14 protein-coding genes are annotated in these 15,309 nt (G+C 64.6%); 11 read left to right on the top strand and 3 right to left on the bottom strand.

Features of this window, described 5'->3' with window-relative positions:
- Positions 1-27: 27 nt before the first annotated feature.
- From EN824_RS27030 to EN824_RS27015, 3 genes are all read right to left on the bottom strand, one after another.
- A complete protein-coding gene (locus EN824_RS27030) occupies positions 28-510 on the bottom strand; it encodes a MarR family transcriptional regulator (RefSeq protein WP_127275953.1) in 483 nt (160 codons plus the stop codon).
- Positions 510-2,081, bottom strand: a complete 1,572-nt coding sequence (locus EN824_RS27025; RefSeq protein ID WP_135930291.1) for an NAD(P)/FAD-dependent oxidoreductase — start codon at positions 2,079-2,081, stop codon at positions 510-512. Before EN824_RS27025 ends, EN824_RS27030 begins: the two co-directional genes overlap by 1 nt.
- 290 nt (positions 2,082-2,371) lie before the next feature.
- On the bottom strand, positions 2,372-3,163 hold the full coding sequence (locus EN824_RS27015; protein WP_127275955.1) for a cyclase family protein: 792 nt from the start codon (positions 3,161-3,163) through the stop codon (positions 2,372-2,374).
- A gap of 118 nt (positions 3,164-3,281) precedes the next feature.
- On the opposite strand from EN824_RS27015, the gene EN824_RS27010 reads away from it, so the two are divergent.
- From EN824_RS27010 to EN824_RS26960, 11 genes are all read left to right on the top strand, one after another.
- Positions 3,282-4,856, top strand: a complete 1,575-nt coding sequence (locus EN824_RS27010) for an NAD(P)/FAD-dependent oxidoreductase (RefSeq protein WP_135932891.1) — start codon at positions 3,282-3,284, stop codon at positions 4,854-4,856.
- Positions 4,857-4,968: 112 nt separating this feature from the next.
- Entirely contained in the window at positions 4,969-6,498 is a 1,530-nt protein-coding gene (locus tag EN824_RS27005; protein ID WP_135932890.1) for an ABC transporter substrate-binding protein, read from the top strand.
- Positions 6,499-6,588: 90 nt separating this feature from the next.
- Positions 6,589-7,596 (top strand): ABC transporter permease, encoded by a 1,008-nt coding sequence (locus EN824_RS27000; RefSeq protein ID WP_127870701.1) that lies wholly within the window; start codon positions 6,589-6,591, stop codon positions 7,594-7,596.
- Positions 7,589-8,437 (top strand): ABC transporter permease, encoded by an 849-nt coding sequence (locus EN824_RS26995; RefSeq protein ID WP_127870700.1) that lies wholly within the window; start codon positions 7,589-7,591, stop codon positions 8,435-8,437. The genes EN824_RS27000 and EN824_RS26995 overlap by 8 nt, the downstream gene beginning before the upstream one ends.
- Positions 8,434-9,312, top strand: coding sequence for an ABC transporter ATP-binding protein (locus EN824_RS26990; protein ID WP_127275959.1), 879 nt, complete (start codon positions 8,434-8,436; stop codon positions 9,310-9,312). The genes EN824_RS26995 and EN824_RS26990 overlap by 4 nt, the downstream gene beginning before the upstream one ends.
- A complete protein-coding gene (locus tag EN824_RS26985) occupies positions 9,305-10,135 on the top strand; it encodes an ATP-binding cassette domain-containing protein (RefSeq protein WP_127870699.1) in 831 nt (276 codons plus the stop codon). Before EN824_RS26990 ends, EN824_RS26985 begins: the two co-directional genes overlap by 8 nt.
- 77 nt (positions 10,136-10,212) lie before the next feature.
- Positions 10,213-10,812 carry a VOC family protein gene (locus tag EN824_RS26980; protein WP_127275961.1) on the top strand — a complete coding sequence of 200 codons (600 nt, stop codon included), beginning with the start codon at positions 10,213-10,215 and terminating at the stop codon, positions 10,810-10,812.
- Between the two features lie 143 nt (positions 10,813-10,955).
- On the top strand, positions 10,956-13,250 hold the full coding sequence (locus tag EN824_RS26975) for a bifunctional salicylyl-CoA 5-hydroxylase/oxidoreductase (protein WP_127275962.1): 2,295 nt from the start codon (positions 10,956-10,958) through the stop codon (positions 13,248-13,250).
- Complete coding sequence (locus tag EN824_RS26970; protein ID WP_127275963.1) at positions 13,247-14,020, top strand: SDR family NAD(P)-dependent oxidoreductase; 774 nt, start codon at positions 13,247-13,249, stop codon at positions 14,018-14,020. The genes EN824_RS26975 and EN824_RS26970 overlap by 4 nt, the downstream gene beginning before the upstream one ends.
- Entirely contained in the window at positions 14,014-14,484 is a 471-nt protein-coding gene (locus EN824_RS26965) for a MarR family transcriptional regulator (RefSeq protein ID WP_127275964.1), read from the top strand. The genes EN824_RS26970 and EN824_RS26965 overlap by 7 nt, the downstream gene beginning before the upstream one ends.
- Positions 14,481-15,293, top strand: a complete 813-nt coding sequence (locus tag EN824_RS26960) for an enoyl-CoA hydratase family protein (protein ID WP_127275965.1) — start codon at positions 14,481-14,483, stop codon at positions 15,291-15,293. The genes EN824_RS26965 and EN824_RS26960 overlap by 4 nt, the downstream gene beginning before the upstream one ends.
- Positions 15,294-15,309 lie beyond the last annotated feature (16 nt).

Genomic DNA, 15,309 nt, shown 5'->3' with positions numbered 1-15,309 from the left:
TGCCGCCGGCATCGGCGGCGCGTACATCTAGATGTCGTGCTTGCGAATGTTCTTCAGCATCTTCTGCAGCGTCGCGATGAGGGCGGCATATTCGGCATCGTCGACATCGTCGAACATCGCCTCGAACGCGTCATGCATGGCGGGCCAGGCGCGGGTGAACTCGGCGCGACCTTCGTCGGTCAGGAACACGTGGCGGATCCGGCTGTCGCTCACGCCCTGCTCACGCCGCACGAACCCTTGCCCCTCCAGCGTGTCCAACGTGCGGCTCAAGGTCGACTGCTCGATCACCGTATAGACCGAGAGGTCGTTGACAGTGACGCCGTCGGTGACCGACAGCACGGCCAACGTGCGCACCTGCGAAATGGTCAGGCCCTGCTTGCGAAAATCGTCACGCAAGGTGGCGTTGTAGCGGCCCATGATGCGGTTCATCAGATAGGGCGCGAATTGCTGCAGGCCGATCTGGCCGAGGGTCGAAATGCGCTGGCGTTTTTCGGCGACTTTCTGTTCCATCACAGCTTCCCCGCCAGCAGGAAACCGGAGCCGCCGCCGAGGCCAGCACCGGGATGGGTCGAAGCGCCGATATGATAGAGGCCCTTGATGCCGGTCTGGTGGTTGCGGCTGGTCTTGAACGGCCGCCACAGGAAGGCTTGGTCTATGGTCGAGGAACCGCCATAAGGGTCGCCGCCGACCAGGTTGATGTTTATCGCTTCGAGATCGGCCGGAGAATAGGCGCGGCGCGCGATCACGCTGTCCTTGAAGCCGTCGATATGGCTGGCGAGGACCGCTTCGGCGCGATCGGCATAGGCCTCGCGCAGGGCATCGGTCCATTGCCCGTCAGCGCGCGCCTGCAGCTTGCCGGCGGCGTCGCCCTTGATGTGGCGGGGCGCCTCGGGCAGTTGCAGCCACAGGATCGCCTTGCCTTCCGGGCAGCGTGACGGGTCGAGCGCATGCGGCTGGCCGACACAGATGGTCGGCACCTCGGGGAGCATGCCGCGCGCCGCCTCGTTGCAGGCTTTCGAGACACCATCCAGTCCGGGCGTCAGATGCAGCAGCGCCACCTTGTCCAGGCCTTCGCCGCGCCAGGACGGCGGCTTGTCGAGGGCGTAGTGGATCTGGAAATTGCCTTTGCCGTAGCGGTATTTCTTCGTCGCCTCGGCATCGGCTTTGGGAGCATCCGTGCCGAGCAGGCGGCCATAGAGCTGTGTCGGCGTAACCGAGCAGATAACGCTCTTCTTCGCGTGGACGGTCTCGCCCGAAGCCAGGCGCACGCCGGTGGCGCGGCCGCCGGCCAGGAGGATGGAGGCAACGTCCGCTTCGGTGGAGATGACGCCGCCGCGCTCCTTGATGAGCGCCTCGAAAGCAGACAGCAGGTTCTGCGCCCCGCCCTTGACGATCGGCGCGCCGGCCGCCTCCAGCGCGAAGGCGATCACCTTGGCGATCTGGCCGGAAAAGGCGTCTTCCGGGCCAAGCCCGGCATGCAGCACCCACGGCGCCCAGAGCGCGCGGACGGTCTCGGACTGGTAGCCGCTTTCCAGCCAGCCGCGCGCCGGCACCAGCGCATCGCCAAGGAAGGCGGCAAGACCACGCGGGCTCCGCCGCCAGGCGTCGCCCGCCAGCAGCTTCGCGGTCGGATAAGACCACAGGCTGCCGCCGAGCAGGCCGAACAGCAGGCCGGCATTGCCTTCGATGCCGCCGACATCTTCCGCGTGGCGGTCACCGTCGCCGGCCGCGATCGCGTTGAGCGCGGCGATGTTGGCGGCGCGGTCGGTGCTGAGCACCGCATGGCTGCCGTCCGGGCGAAGCACGCCGGTCGGCGTGCCGGTATGGCAGAATTCCAGCCCGTGCCGGGCGAGGTCGGCGCCAAGTGCGGCGAAGGCCGGCGAGGTGATGAACAGCACGAAGGTCGTTGCCATCACATCATGGATGAAGCCAGGCGCGGTGATCTCCTCGGTGCGCATGCAGCCGCCAATGCGGTCGTTGCGCTCCAGCACGAGCACCTTGGCGCCCTTGCCGCCAAGCATCGCCGCGCAAACCAGCGCGTTGATGCCGCTGCCGACAATGATGTGGTCGGGCGCTTTCATTGGGGGTTGCTCGTGGGCAGCGGGTGGGCTTGCCGGGTCAGCGCCCTACGGCGCCCCCCTCTGTCCTGCCGGACATCTCCCCCACAAGGGGGGAGATCGGATGTCATCCCGGCTTTCGCCAATTTTCTATGTCGCAAGAAGGGAGCCGTCGCGGAAGCTGCCGATCTCCCCCCAAGTGGGGGAGATGCCCGGCAGGGCAGAGGGGGGCGCCGTAGAGCGCTAACGCCGCCATCCTGCCTCCCTATCGCCTCACCAAGCTGCATGATCTTCTCCCGAAGACCCACCTCGCTCTATTTTCCAACCACCAGCGCCAGTGCGCGGATCGGACTGCCGGTGCCGTGCTCGATCTTGAGCGGTGCCGCGATCAGGATCGCGCCTTTCGGCGGCAACTGGTCGAGGTTGCAGAGGCTGGCCAGGCCGTAGCGGTTGGCCTTGTGCATCAGCGTGTGCGCCGGGAATGGCGGCTCCATGCCGCCCGCCTTGCCGGCATCGGTGCCTATCGTCTCCGAGCCCCAGCCCTTGATGTCCTTGCTGATCAGGAACTGGATGGCTTCGGCCGTCGGGCCGGGCGTGTGCGGGCCGGTCTCGTTGGCGTTAAGGAACTCGGCTTCCGAACCGTTGCGCTTGTACCAGTCGGTGCGCATCACCACCCACTCGCCGGCGTTGATCGCGCCATGCTTGGCTTCCCATGCCTTGATGTGGTCGACGGTGAGCAGGAAATCATGGTCGGCGGCGGCCTCCTTCGAACAGTCGATGACATTGACCGGGCCGATGAAGTTCTGCGCCGGAATGGTGTCGGTGGCGCCGTCCGGATAATCCTTGCCGCTGATCCAATGCTGCGGGGCGTCGAAATGGGTGCCGGAATGCTCACCGAGCTTCAGCCAGTTCCACGCCCACCATGGGCCGTTCTTGTCATAGCGGGAGATCGAATGGATCTCGACCTTCGGCGTATCGACGGCAAGTTCCGGCGGCAGCTTGATCAGTGGTGTGTCCGGCCCGAGCGGCGCCGTCAGGTCGACCACCTTGATGGCGCCGGAAAGGAGTTGGCCGGCGACTTCGCCGAGAAGTTTTTGGGTGTCCATGGTCTCTGTTCCCTCTTGTCTGACATGATCAAGGCTCGTCTCGGCCCTTAATATCCTACTAGACGAAAACATATGCATCTGCAATTATCTTTAAGCATAAAGGAAACGGGAACGGGGCGTGAGCGAGTTCGACGCCATCTTTGTCGGGGCGGGCCACAACAGTCTGGCATGCGCCGCGCATCTGGCGCTCAAGGGCTGGAAAACCGGGGTTTTCGAGCGCAGCGCAACGATCGGCGGCGCGGTGCAAACCCGCGAATTCACGCTTCCGGGCTTCCGTCATGATTTCGGCGCCATGAATCTGAGCCTGTTCGCCGGCTCCGCCTTCCACCGGAAATATGCAAATGAATTGAAAGCGCAGGGGCTGGAATTCGCGCCGGCCGCCGATTGTTTCGCCAGCGCCTTTCCGGATGGGCGCTGGTTCGGGGTCAGCAACGATCTGGAAAAGACCGCCAGCCGCGTTGCCGCCTTTTCAGCCGCCGATGCCGCGACATGGCGCAGGCTGGTAGCCGCCTTCCCGGCCGAAGCCGGGCATTTGTTCAAGCTGCTGGGCTCGCCGATGAGCGCCCGTGCGCTTGCGGGCACCGCATGGAACCTGTGGCGCAAGAAAGGTGTTTCCGGCGCGCTTGATACCGGCCGGCTGCTGTTGTCCTCGCCGCGCGCCTGGCTGGAGGAGACTTTCGAGTCTCCGCATATCAGGGCGACGCTCGCCACCTGGGGCATGCATCTTGACTTCGCGCCCGACATCGCCGGCGGCGCGGTGTTTCCCTATCTGGAATCGATGGCCAACCAGAGTTTCGGCATGGTGCTGGGCAAGGGCGGCGCCGATACGATCATCCGGGCACTGGCCGGCATGGTGACATCAGCCGGTGGCAGGATCATTACCCGTGCCGATGTCGCCGAGATCACGGTTTCCGGCGGCAAGGCGACGGGCGTGCGGCTCGCTTCCGGCGAAACGCATACGGCGGCCAAGGCGGTCATTGCCGGTGTGGCGCCCAAGGCGCTGACCGACAAGCTGCTGCCTGGCGGTTCCGGCAACGCCGGCTTCGACACGGCGATGCAGAAATTCCGGCACGCGCCGGGCACGATGATGATCCACCTGGCGCTGGACGATCTGCCGGACTGGCGCGCCGGGGCAGAGTTGCGCCAGTTCGCCTATGTGCATCTGTCCCCCTCGCTCGACCAGATGTCGCGCACCTATCAGCAGGCGATGGCAGGCATGCTGCCGGACGAACCGGTGCTGGTCGTCGGCCAGCCGACCGCCATCGACCCATCGCGGGCGCCGCAGGGCAAGCATGTTCTGTGGATACAGGTGCGCATGCTGCCCGCCGAAATCGCGGGCGACGCCGCGGCCAAGATCGCGCCAGCACATTGGGACCAGGTCAAGGAAGCCTATGCCGAGCGCGTGCTCGACATTATCGAGACCTACGCGCCCGGCCTGCGCGCAAAGATCCTTGGCCGCGCGGTGTTCTCGCCGATCGATCTCGAGCGTGAGAACCCGAACCTCGTCGGCGGTGACCAGGTCTGCGGCAGCCACCATCTGGCGCAGAATTTCCTGTTCCGCCCGGCGCGCGGCTATGCCGGCTGGAACACGCCGGTCGCCAACCTGCATCTCACCGGCGCCGCGACATGGCCGGGCGCCGGCACCGGTGCCGCCTCGGGCTTCATGCTCGCGCAACAGCTTGGCGGGAGGTAGGCCAGACGATTTTATGGAGGCGACGAGAGGCAAGGCGCTGCTGCCGACGAAGCCCGAACCAATGAACTGAAGACGCTGCGCGAAGACAAATAAACCAACAAGGGGAACGACCATGACAATCAACAGACGCGAATTGCTGGGATACAGTGCCGCGGCACTTGGCGTGGCCGCCGTCGGCCTGCCAAAGATCGCCCAGGCTGCCGCCGGCGAACTGACCATTGCCTACAACGTCAACCTGCCGTCCTGGGATCCGACCACCGGACCGTCGGCCGTCAACCCGACCATCCAGGGCCTCTACCAATCGGTGTTCGACCAATTCATCCCGCAGAAGCCGGACCTGTCCTTCGCGCCTGGCCTGCTGACCGAATGGGGCTGGAACGACGACCGCACCAAGATCATGATGACGGTGCGCGAAGGCGTGAAATGGCATGACGGCTCGCCCTTCACACCGGAAGACGTCGTCTGGTCGCTGCAGCGGGCGGGCGACGAGAAGACCGGCAATCCGATCCAGTTCGTCTGGAAGAACGTCAACAATTTCAAGATCGACGGCAACAAGATTACTGGCGACGTCGTGCAGTTCGATCCGGTCTATTTCAAGTGGATGTCGTTCCTGACCGGCTACATCATGCCCAAGGCCTATTACGAGAAGGTCGGCGCCGAAGGCTTCGAGAAGGCGCCGATCGGCACCGGCCCTTACATGGTGGAAAAATTCGAGCGCAACGCTTTCCTGCGGCTGAAGGCCAATCCCGACTATTGGGGCGGCAAGCCGGCCTTCGAGAATGTGACGATCAAGTTCGTCACCGATGCGGCAAGCCGGGTGGCCGAGATCGAATCCGGTTCCTCGCAGGTGACGCTCGAAATCCCCTATGAGGAGTATGACCGGCTGATCGCCAAGGACGGGCTTGCCGGCTCGATCAAGAATGTTTCCGACATCGGCATGATCTTCTTCAACGACATCGAAGCGATGCTGGACAAGAACGTGCGCCAGGCAGCCGTCATGGCGGTGGACAAGGAGCTTCTGGTCAAGCGGCTGCTGCGCGGCTATGGCCAGCCGATCGCCACGCTCGAAACGCCGGAATACGCGGCCTTCGATGCCTCGATCAAGGTGGAGCACAATCCTGAGAAGGCCAAGGAACTGCTGGCCGCCTCAGGCTATTCGCCGGAAAAGCCGGTCAAGTTCACCATCCAGACGACCAAGGGCTTCAAGCCCAAGGACTATGAGATGATCCAGGCGATCGTCGGCATGTGGCGCAAGGTCGGCATCGAGGCGACGATCGAGGTCTATGAGATCGCCAAGCACTACGAGCTGCGCGCCGCCGACAAGCTCGCGCCCGCGGCCTTCTACAATTGGGGCAACGCCATTGGCGATCCGACCACCTCGACCGGCTTTGCCATGTATGGGCCGAGCCCGCATTCGGTCTGGGACAGCCAGGACCTGATCGACATGATCAACCCGCTGTGGGGAGAAAAAGACGAGGCCAAGCGCATCGCCGGCTGGAAGGCGGTCGACAAATACATCGCCGAGCAGGCCTATGTGCTGCCGCTGATGCAGTACGCGCAGCCGATCGTGCATGCCAAGGGCGTCAAAGTCGTCCAGCACATCTCAGGCGCGCTGCTGCCGGCCTTGATGACCCCGGCCTGATATCGGCCTGGAATTGCCGCGCGCCGTCGCCAATGACGGCGCGCATTTTCCATCGGGCATACGAGCCCACGGGCTCCTGCAAAGATTTACATGCTCCTGCAACGATTCCTGATTCGTCTGCTGACGATGTTGATCACGCTGTTCGGCGTGGCCGTCGTCGTCTTTGTCGTCATCCGCGTCGCGCCCGGCGATCCGATCGCCATGATGCTGCCGCCCGGCGCCACCAATGACGACATCGCCCGACTGCGCGCGCTGTACGGGCTCGACAAGACGATCGTACAGCAGTTCTTCATCTGGCTGTCCGGTGTCGCCAGGGGCGATTTCGGAACCTCGATCTCGCTGCGGCAAGACGTGCTCGGCCTCGTCTTCAACCGGCTGCCGGCCACGCTGGAACTTGCCATCGTCGCTCTCGTCATGGCGGTGGCGATCGGCGGCACGACGGCGATACTCGGCGCGCGCGAACGCGGCACGGCGGTCGAGGCCGGCATCGATATTGCGAGCGGCGCCGCCCTTTCCATCCCCGACTTCCTCTGGGGCCTGGTGCTGATCCTGCTGTTCGGCGTGCTGGTGCCGATCTTCGACATTTCGGGCCGCGTGTCGCCGCAACTCGACCTGCCCTTCGTGACGCAGTTCTATTTCTTCGAGAGCCTGCTGCGACTGCGCTTCGACCTGACCTGGGATCTCTTGAAGCACATGCTGATGCCGGCCGTGGCTTTGGCGCTGCCGCTGGCGGCGATCATCTCGCAGCTTCTCAAACAGTCGCTGAAGGAAGTGCTCGACTTCGACTATGTCGTGCTGGCACGGGTCAAGGGCTTTTCGGAAACGCAGGTCATCCTGCGCGAGGCGCTGAAGAACGCCGCGCTGCCGACGCTGACCCTGATCGGCGTGCAATTCACCTTCCTCATCGGCGGCACGGTCATCGTCGAGCGGCTGTTCTCCTATGAGGGGCTCGGCAACATGGCGATCGATGCCGTCATCAACCGCGACCTGCCGCTGATCCAGGGCATCGTGCTGGTGTTCGCGCTGCTGTTCGTGCTGATCAACCTCGTCGTCGACATGATGTATGCGCTGCTCAATCCGAGGCTTCGCCATGGATGACGCCCGCATCGTCAGGCGCCGATTAAGCCCGAGGCTGTGGCTTGCCGGCGGCTGGCTGCTGCTGGCACTGCTGGCCGCGATTTTCGCGCCGCTGGTGGCGCCGCAGGATCCGCTGGCGCAGGATTTGATGCTGGAGCGTCTGCCGCCGTTCTGGCTCGATGGCGCCGAGCCTGGCTATTGGCTTGGCACCGACAGCCTCGGCCGCGACCTGCTCTCGCGCCTGATTTTTGGTGGCCGCATCGCCTTCATCGTTGCTTTCGCGTCGGCCATCGCCGCCTGCGCCGTCGGTTCGATGCTGGGACTGATCGCGGGCTATTTCGGCGGCTGGGCGGATCGCATCATCTCGCGCATCGTTGACATCTGGATGGCGTTCCCGCCGGTGCTTTTCGCCATTCTGCTGGTCGCCGTGCTCGGTACCGGCTTGAGCTCCGTCATTCTCGCCATCGCCATCATCGACTGGACGCGCTTCTGCCGGGTCATCCGCGCCGAAGCCATGGGCCAGTCGCGCATGGACTATGTCGAGAATGCCCGCATCGCCGGCTATGGCCGCATCGGCATCATGCTGCGCGAGGTGCTGCCCAACGTGGTGCCGTCGATCGTTGCGCTGCTGTCGCTGGAAATGGGCATCGCCGTCATCGTCGAGGCGATCCTGTCCTTCGTCAATCTGTCGATCTCGACCGACGACCCGACCTGGGGCGGCATCATCGCCGAAGGCCGGCTGTCGATCCATCAAGCCTGGTGGGTGCTGGTGTTTCCGCTGATCACGCTGATCCTCACTGTGCTGTCGTTCAGCCAGTTCGGCGAAGCACTGAAGACGCGTTTCGATCCGGTGCTGCGATGAGTGCCTGTCTCGATATCGCCAATCTGAGCGCGGTGCTGGCCAACGGCCAGCGCGTGCTGCGCTCTGTTTCGCTCACCGTGCAACCCGGCGAGGTGCGCGCGCTGGTCGGCGAAAGCGGCGCCGGCAAGACGATGATCGGCAAGGCGGTGCTGGGCGTCCTGCCGTCGAGCGTGCGCATCGTCGAAGGCGACATGAGGCTCGAGGGCGAAGACCTCGGCAAACTCCAGCCCAAGGCGCGGCGCACGCTGATCGGCGCACGCACGGCGCTGATCCCGCAGGACCCGCTGACCGCGCTCAACCCCTCGCGCCGCATCGGTCCGCAGATGACCGACCGGCTGGTGCGCATCCTGGGTTGGAGCGGCGACAAGGCGGACAAGCGTGTCAGGCAATTGCTGGACGAGGTACAGATCCGCGACCCGGACCGGGTGCTGAAGAGCTATCCGCACGAACTGTCCGGCGGCATGCGCCAACGCGTGCTGATTGCCGCCGCCTTTGCCGCCGAGCCACGGCTGATCGTCGCCGACGAGCCGACCACGGCGCTCGATGTCACCGTGCAGAAGCAGATCCTTCGGCTGATCGCCGCGTTGCAGCGCGAGCACGGCACCGCGATCCTGTTCGTCACCCATGATCTTGGCGTCGTCGCCAAGATCAGCCAGAAAGTGTCGGTGCTCTATGCCGGCAAGGTGGTGGAAGAGGCCGAGACCGCTGATCTCTTCGCGGCACCCCGGCATCCGTACACCCGGGCGCTGATGGCTGCGACGCCACGCTACACCGACCCCTTCGCCTCGCTGAAGCCGGTGGACGAGACGGTTCTGGCCGGACTTGCCGCCGAGATCGCGGCAGCCGACCAGGCATGGAGGCGCCCGCATGGCTGAGCCGCTGTTTTCCGTGCGCGGGCTGAAGGTCGCGCTGCCCGACATGACGCGCAAGCCGCTTATCGGCCGCGCGCCGCTGGCCGAAATTCTGAAAGGCCTGGATTTCGACCTGCCAAAGGGCTCTGTCACCGGCATCGTCGGTGAATCCGGATCCGGAAAATCGACGCTTGGTCGCGCTTTGGTCCGGCTGCTGGAGCCGAGTGCCGGCAGCATCCGTTTCGAGGGCCGTGACATCACCCAACTGCCGGAGGCGGCACTGCGGCCGCTGCGCCGCGACCTGCAGATGATCTTCCAGGATCCGATGTCATCGCTCAACCCGCGCCGCACCATTGCCAGCATCATCGCCGCACCGCTGAAGCAGAACGGGCTTGGCGACAATCTGAAATCCCGCGTCGCAGAGGCACTGCAACGCGTCGGCCTGCCGCAGAGCTTCGCCAGCCGCTACCGGCACCAGCTGTCGGGCGGCCAGCGCCAGCGCGTCGGCATTGCGCGCGCGCTGGCGCTGTCGCCGAAATTCTTGCTGGCCGACGAGATCGTCTCCGGGCTCGACGTCTCGACACAGGCGCAGATCCTGACCTTGCTGGAGAAGCTCGCGGCGGAGATGGGCCTGACGGTCGCCTTCATCAGCCACGACCTGTCGGTCATCCGGCGGCTCTGCCAACAGGTGATCGTCATGCGCGAGGGCAGCATCGTCGAGCAGAGCGCCACGGATGCGCTGTTCGACAATCCCAGGGAGACTTACACGCGAGACCTGCTTGCCGCCATTCCGCTTCCCGAGATCGACGCGGACTGGCTGCGGCCGCCCGCGAAGGCGCCGGCATAAGACTTTTCATCCCGCACGCCGAAGAGCGGGCCTCGGACGTGCATGGGGGCGAAATCAGCCCGCGAACGGAGGGTAACATGAACTACGCAACCCGCGGCACGATGCTCGCCGCGATCCTGCTCGGATCGATGGGAGCGGCGGCGGCGGATTCGATCCCCGGCATGCGCGGACACGACCATACCGGCATCACGGTTCCCGACATGAAGCAGGCGGTCGATTTCTTCACCGAAGTCGTGGGCTGCAAGAAGGCGATGTCGTTCGGACCGTTCGCCGACGACAAGGGCACCTTCATGCAGGACGTGCTGGGCGTCGATCCGAAGGCGGTCATCGAGCAGATCACCATGGTCCGGTGCGGTAGCGGATCGAACATCGAGCTGTTCAAATACACCGCGCCCGACCAGAAGGACCTGACACCGAAGAACAGCGACATTGGCGGCTTCCACATCGCCTTCTACGTCGACGACGTTGCCGCGGCGAAAGCCTATCTCGACGGCAAGGGCGTGAAGACACGGATGGGGCCGCTGCCGGTCAAGGAAGGGCCCGCCGCCGGCCAGACCATCCTCTATTTCCAGGCACCCTGGGGCTTGCAACTGGAAGCGATCAGCTATCCCAACGGCATGGCCTATGAGAAGGGTGCCGAGACCGTGCTGTGGAGCCCGAAGAACCCGGAGAAATGATCTCCCGCGGCGCGCTTGCAGGGACGTCACGCAAGCGCGCCACGCAATCCCCGCCTAATCATTTCGACATAAAACTTTAAGCTTGAAATATCTTACCTCCGGCGCGATACTGAGGCACAGCAAGCGAAGAGGAGATCGCACAGATGAAGGTTGCGGTTCTCGGCGGCGGACCAGCCGGCCTCTACTTTGCCATTTCGATGAAACTGAGGGACGCCGCGCACGACGTGACGGTGTTCGAGCGCAATCGCGCCGACGACACGTTCGGCTGGGGCGTCGTGCTGTCGGCCGAGACGCTCGATAATCTTGCTGAGAATGATCCCGTCAGCGCCGTCTGGATCAAGAAGCATTTCGCCTATTGGGACGACATCGCCGTCATCCATGACGGCGTGCGCACGGTCTCGTCGGGCCACGGCTTCTGCGGCATCGGCCGCAAGCGCCTGCTGGTGCTCTTGCAGCGGCGCGCGCGCGAACTCGGCGTCAAGCTGATGTTCGAAACCGACATCGCCGACCCCCGCCCCTATATGGAGACGCATGACCTGGTCGTCGCCGCCGACGGGCTGAACTCCAGGGCGCGCAATACCTTCGTCGACATTTTCAAGCCCGACATCGACACCCGCAAATGCAAGTTCGTCTGGCTTGGCACCAACCAGAAATTCGACGACGCCTTCACCTTCATCTTCGAAAAGACCGAGCATGGCTGGGTGTGGGCGCACGCCTACCAGTTCGACAGCGAGACCGCGACCTTCATTGTCGAATGCAGCGAACAGACCTGGGCCGCCTTCGGCTTCGGCGCGATGTCGCAGCAGGAGTCCATCGCGGTCTGCGAGCGCATCTTCGCCAAACATCTTGGCGGCCATGCGCTGATGACCAACGCCAACCACATCAGGGGCTCGGCCTGGATCAATTTCCCGCGCGTGCTGTGCGAGCGCTGGTCCTACAAGAATCTGGCGCTGATGGGCGACGCCGCGGCCTCGGCGCATTTCTCGATCGGCTCCGGCACCAAACTCGCCCTGGAAAGCGCGGTGGCGCTGGCCGACTATGTCGAGACCGAACCGGACCTCGAGGCCGCGTTCCGCAAATATGAGGACGCTCGCCGCACCGAGGTGCTGAAGCTGCAATCGGCGGCGCGCAATTCTCTGGAATGGTTCGAGGAGGTCGAGCGCTATCTCGGTCTCGATCCAGTGCAGTTCAACTATTCGCTCTTGACCCGTTCGCAACGCATCAGCCACGAGAATTTGCGGCTGCGCGATGCCGAATGGCTGGGCGGCGCAGAAGAGTGGTTTCAGCGCCAGGCTGGTGCCGGCGGCAACAGGCTGCGCCGGGCGCCGATGTTCGCCCCCTTCAAGCTGCGCGACATGGTTCTCAACAACCGCGTCGTCGTTTCGCCGATGGCGCAGTACAAGGCCGTCGACGGCTGCCCAACCGATTGGCATTTCACCCATTATGCCGAGCGCGCCAAGGGCGGCGCCGGGCTTGTCTATATCGAGATGACCTGCGTCAGCCCGGAAGGGCGGATCACGCCTGGCTGCCCCGGCTTCTACGCGCCCGAACATGAGGTGGCGTGGAGGCGGCTGGTCGATTTCGTCCATACCGAAACCGAAGCGAAGATCTGCGCCCAGATCGGCCATTCCGGCGCCAAGGGTTCGACCCGTGTCGGCTGGGAAGGCACTGACGTGCCGCTGGACTCGGGTAACTGGCCTGTCATGGCGGCATCGGCCGTCGCGTGGTCGCCGCAGAATCAGGTGCCGAAGGCGATGGATCGCGCCGACATGGATTTGGTGCGCGACCAGTTCGTGGCCTCCGCCAAAATGGCCGATCGCTGCGGCTTCGACATGCTGGAGATCCATGCGGCGCACGGCTATCTCCTGTCGTCGTTCATCACGCCGGTCACCAACGGGCGCACTGACGCCTATGGCGGTTCGCTGGAAAACCGCATGCGCTATCCCCTCGAGATCTTCCGTGCGGTGCGCGCCGCCTGGCCGACGGGAAAACCGATCTCGGTGCGCATTTCGGCCAATGACTGGGTCGGGATCGAAGGCGTGACGCCGGCCGACGCCGTCGAGATCGCGCGCATGCTGCATGAGGCGGGCGTCGACATATGCGACGTCTCGGCCGGCCAGACCTCGATTGCTGCCAAGCCGGTCTATGGCCGCATGTTCCAGACGCCGTTTTCGGACCGCATCCGCAACGAGGTCGGCATGGCGACGATGGCGGTCGGCAACATCTACGAACCGGATCATGTCAATTCGATCCTGATGGCCGGCCGCGCCGATCTGGTGGCGCTGGCACGGCCGCATCTCGCGGATCCCTACTGGACGCTGCATGCGGCGGTGACGCTCGGCGACCGTGGCGTTAAATGGCCGGATCCCTATCTGCCCGGACGCGACCAAATCTACCGGCTGGCTGAGCGCGAAGCGGCGGCGGGGCTGAAAGTATGACAGCGGCGGCCACGATTCCCGGCAAGCACGCGCTGGTCACCGGCGGCGGATCCGGCGTCGGCCGGGCCATCGCGCTGGCGTTAGCCGAGGCTGGTGTCGACGTGACCATATGTGGGCGTCGCGAAGCTGAACTCGCGAAGGTTGCCAGCGAAAACGACCGCATCCATGGCATTGCCGCCGACGTCACCAATGAGGCGGCGATGGCCGCGCTCTACACACAGGCCGAGGCCGCGCGCGGACCGTTCGACATCGTCGTCGCCAATGCCGGCATGGCCGGCAGCACGCCGGCGCACAAGACGACGCTTGCCGACTGGCAGCGGACGCTCGACGTCAATTTGACCGGAGCCTTCCTGACGGTGAAGCCGGCGCTGGCCGGCATGGCCGCGCGCAAGGCAGGCCGCATCGTCTTCATCGCCTCGACCGCCGGTCTGAAAGGCTACGCCTATGTCGCGCCCTATGTAGCGGCCAAGCATGGCGTCGTCGGTCTGATGCGGGCGCTTGCCGCCGAGACGGCGAAATCCGGCGTCACCGTCAATGCGGTGTGTCCTGGCTTCGTCGAGACCGACATGCTGGAGGAGTCCATCCAGCGCATCGTCGAAAAGACCGGACGCTCGGCTGACGAGGCACGGGCGAGCCTGGCCTCGACCAATCCGCAGGGCCGTTTCATCCAGCCTCAGGAAGTAGCCGCCGCCGTGCTCTGGCTGTGCGGCAATGCTGCGGCGTCGATCACCGGACAGGCGATTTCGATCTCGGGAGGTGAAACATGGTAGCCGGCCCCCTGCCCGTGCCATCGGGACCCGGCAAGGACCGGCTGCGTCTTTGGATCAGGCTGCTGCGCGCCTCGCGCACGATCGAGGCCGAGTTGCGCGAGCGGCTGAAGAAGGAATTCGATACGACGCTGCCGCGCTTCGACGTCATGGCAGCACTCTACCGGGCGCCGGAAGGCATGCTGATGAGCGACCTCTCGCGCTTCCTGCTGGTCTCCAACGGCAATGTCACCGGCATCGTCGACCGTCTGGTTTCCGAAGGACTGGTGGCGCGTGCACGCCGCAATGGCGACCGCCGCACCTCGATGGTGCGGTTGACCGAGGAGGGCACCAAGTCCTTTGCCACCATCGCCGCCGCGCATGAGGGCTGGATCGGTGAATTGCTGGGCAAGGTCAGCGAGGAGGATGCCCGCCGGCTGACCGGCATGCTGACCTCGTTCCGCAGCAACTGGGAGGGACGCGAATGACTGCAATGGCCGGCCGCAAGCCGAAGCATTTCCTGTGGGAGGTCGAGGGCCGGATCGCCAAGGTCCGGCTCGACCGGCCTGAGCGCAAGAACCCGCTGACCTTCGACAGCTATGCCGAGTTGCGCGACACGTTCCGCGATCTTGTCTATGCCGACGATGTCGACGCCGTGGTGTTCCTGTCCAATGGCGGCAATTTCTGCTCCGGCGGCGATGTCCACGACATCATCGGTCCGCTGGTCAAGATGGACATGAAGCAGCTCCTCGCCTTCACCCGCATGACCGGCGATTTCGTCAAGGCGATGCTGAATTGCGGCAAGCCGATCATCGCGGCGGTTGACGGTGTCGCGGTCGGCGCCGGCGCCATCATCGCCATGAGTTCCGACATCCGCATCGCCACGCCGGAGGCCAAGACCGCCTTCCTGTTCACACGCGTGGGCTTGGCCGGCTGCGACATGGGCGCCTGCGCGATCCTGCCGCGCATCATCGGCCAGGGCCGCGCCGCCGAACTGCTCTACACCGGCCGAACCATGACGGCGGCGGAAGGCGAGCGCTGGGGCTTCTACAACAGGCTGGTCGATGCGGCGGCTCTCGAGGCCGATGCGCTGGAGATGGCGGCCCGCATCGTCTCGGGCCCGACCTTCGCCCACGGCATCACCAAGACGCAGCTCAACCAGGAATGGTCGATGGGCCTCGACCAGGCGATCGAGGCGGAAGCGCAGGCGCAGGCGATCTGCATGCAGACCCGCGATTTCGAGCGGGCGTATCGGGCTTTTGTGGCCAAGGAAAAGCCGGTGTTCGAGGGGAATTGAGGATGTTTTCTTCGCC

It is taken from the genome of Mesorhizobium sp. M8A.F.Ca.ET.181.01.1.1 (assembly GCF_004792025.1).
GTDB lineage: Bacteria > Pseudomonadota > Alphaproteobacteria > Rhizobiales > Rhizobiaceae > Mesorhizobium.
The sequence above is the reverse complement of the archived record's forward strand: the minus strand, read 5'-3'. Positions and strand labels throughout refer to the sequence as shown.

Bases quoted from the DNA above. Each gene is read 5' to 3' on its own strand.
- EN824_RS27000 (WP_127870701.1), top strand. From the start codon at position 6,589: ATGCTCCTGCAACGATTCCTGATTCGTCTGCTGACGATGTTGATCACG.
- EN824_RS26990 (WP_127275959.1), top strand. From the start codon at position 8,434: ATGAGTGCCTGTCTCGATATCGCCAATCTGAGCGCGGTGCTGGCCAAC.
- EN824_RS27030 (WP_127275953.1), bottom strand. From the start codon at position 510: ATGGAACAGAAAGTCGCCGAAAAACGCCAGCGCATTTCGACCCTCGGC.
- EN824_RS26995 (WP_127870700.1), top strand. From the start codon at position 7,589: ATGGATGACGCCCGCATCGTCAGGCGCCGATTAAGCCCGAGGCTGTGG.
- EN824_RS26975 (WP_127275962.1), top strand. From the start codon at position 10,956: ATGAAGGTTGCGGTTCTCGGCGGCGGACCAGCCGGCCTCTACTTTGCC.
- EN824_RS26985 (WP_127870699.1), top strand. From the start codon at position 9,305: ATGGCTGAGCCGCTGTTTTCCGTGCGCGGGCTGAAGGTCGCGCTGCCC.
- EN824_RS27015 (WP_127275955.1), bottom strand. From the start codon at position 3,163: ATGGACACCCAAAAACTTCTCGGCGAAGTCGCCGGCCAACTCCTTTCC.
- EN824_RS26965 (WP_127275964.1), top strand. From the start codon at position 14,014: ATGGTAGCCGGCCCCCTGCCCGTGCCATCGGGACCCGGCAAGGACCGG.
- EN824_RS27025 (WP_135930291.1), bottom strand. From the start codon at position 2,081: ATGAAAGCGCCCGACCACATCATTGTCGGCAGCGGCATCAACGCGCTG.
- EN824_RS26970 (WP_127275963.1), top strand. From the start codon at position 13,247: ATGACAGCGGCGGCCACGATTCCCGGCAAGCACGCGCTGGTCACCGGC.
- EN824_RS26980 (WP_127275961.1), top strand. From the start codon at position 10,213: ATGAACTACGCAACCCGCGGCACGATGCTCGCCGCGATCCTGCTCGGA.
- EN824_RS27005 (WP_135932890.1), top strand. From the start codon at position 4,969: ATGACAATCAACAGACGCGAATTGCTGGGATACAGTGCCGCGGCACTT.
- EN824_RS26960 (WP_127275965.1), top strand. From the start codon at position 14,481: ATGACTGCAATGGCCGGCCGCAAGCCGAAGCATTTCCTGTGGGAGGTC.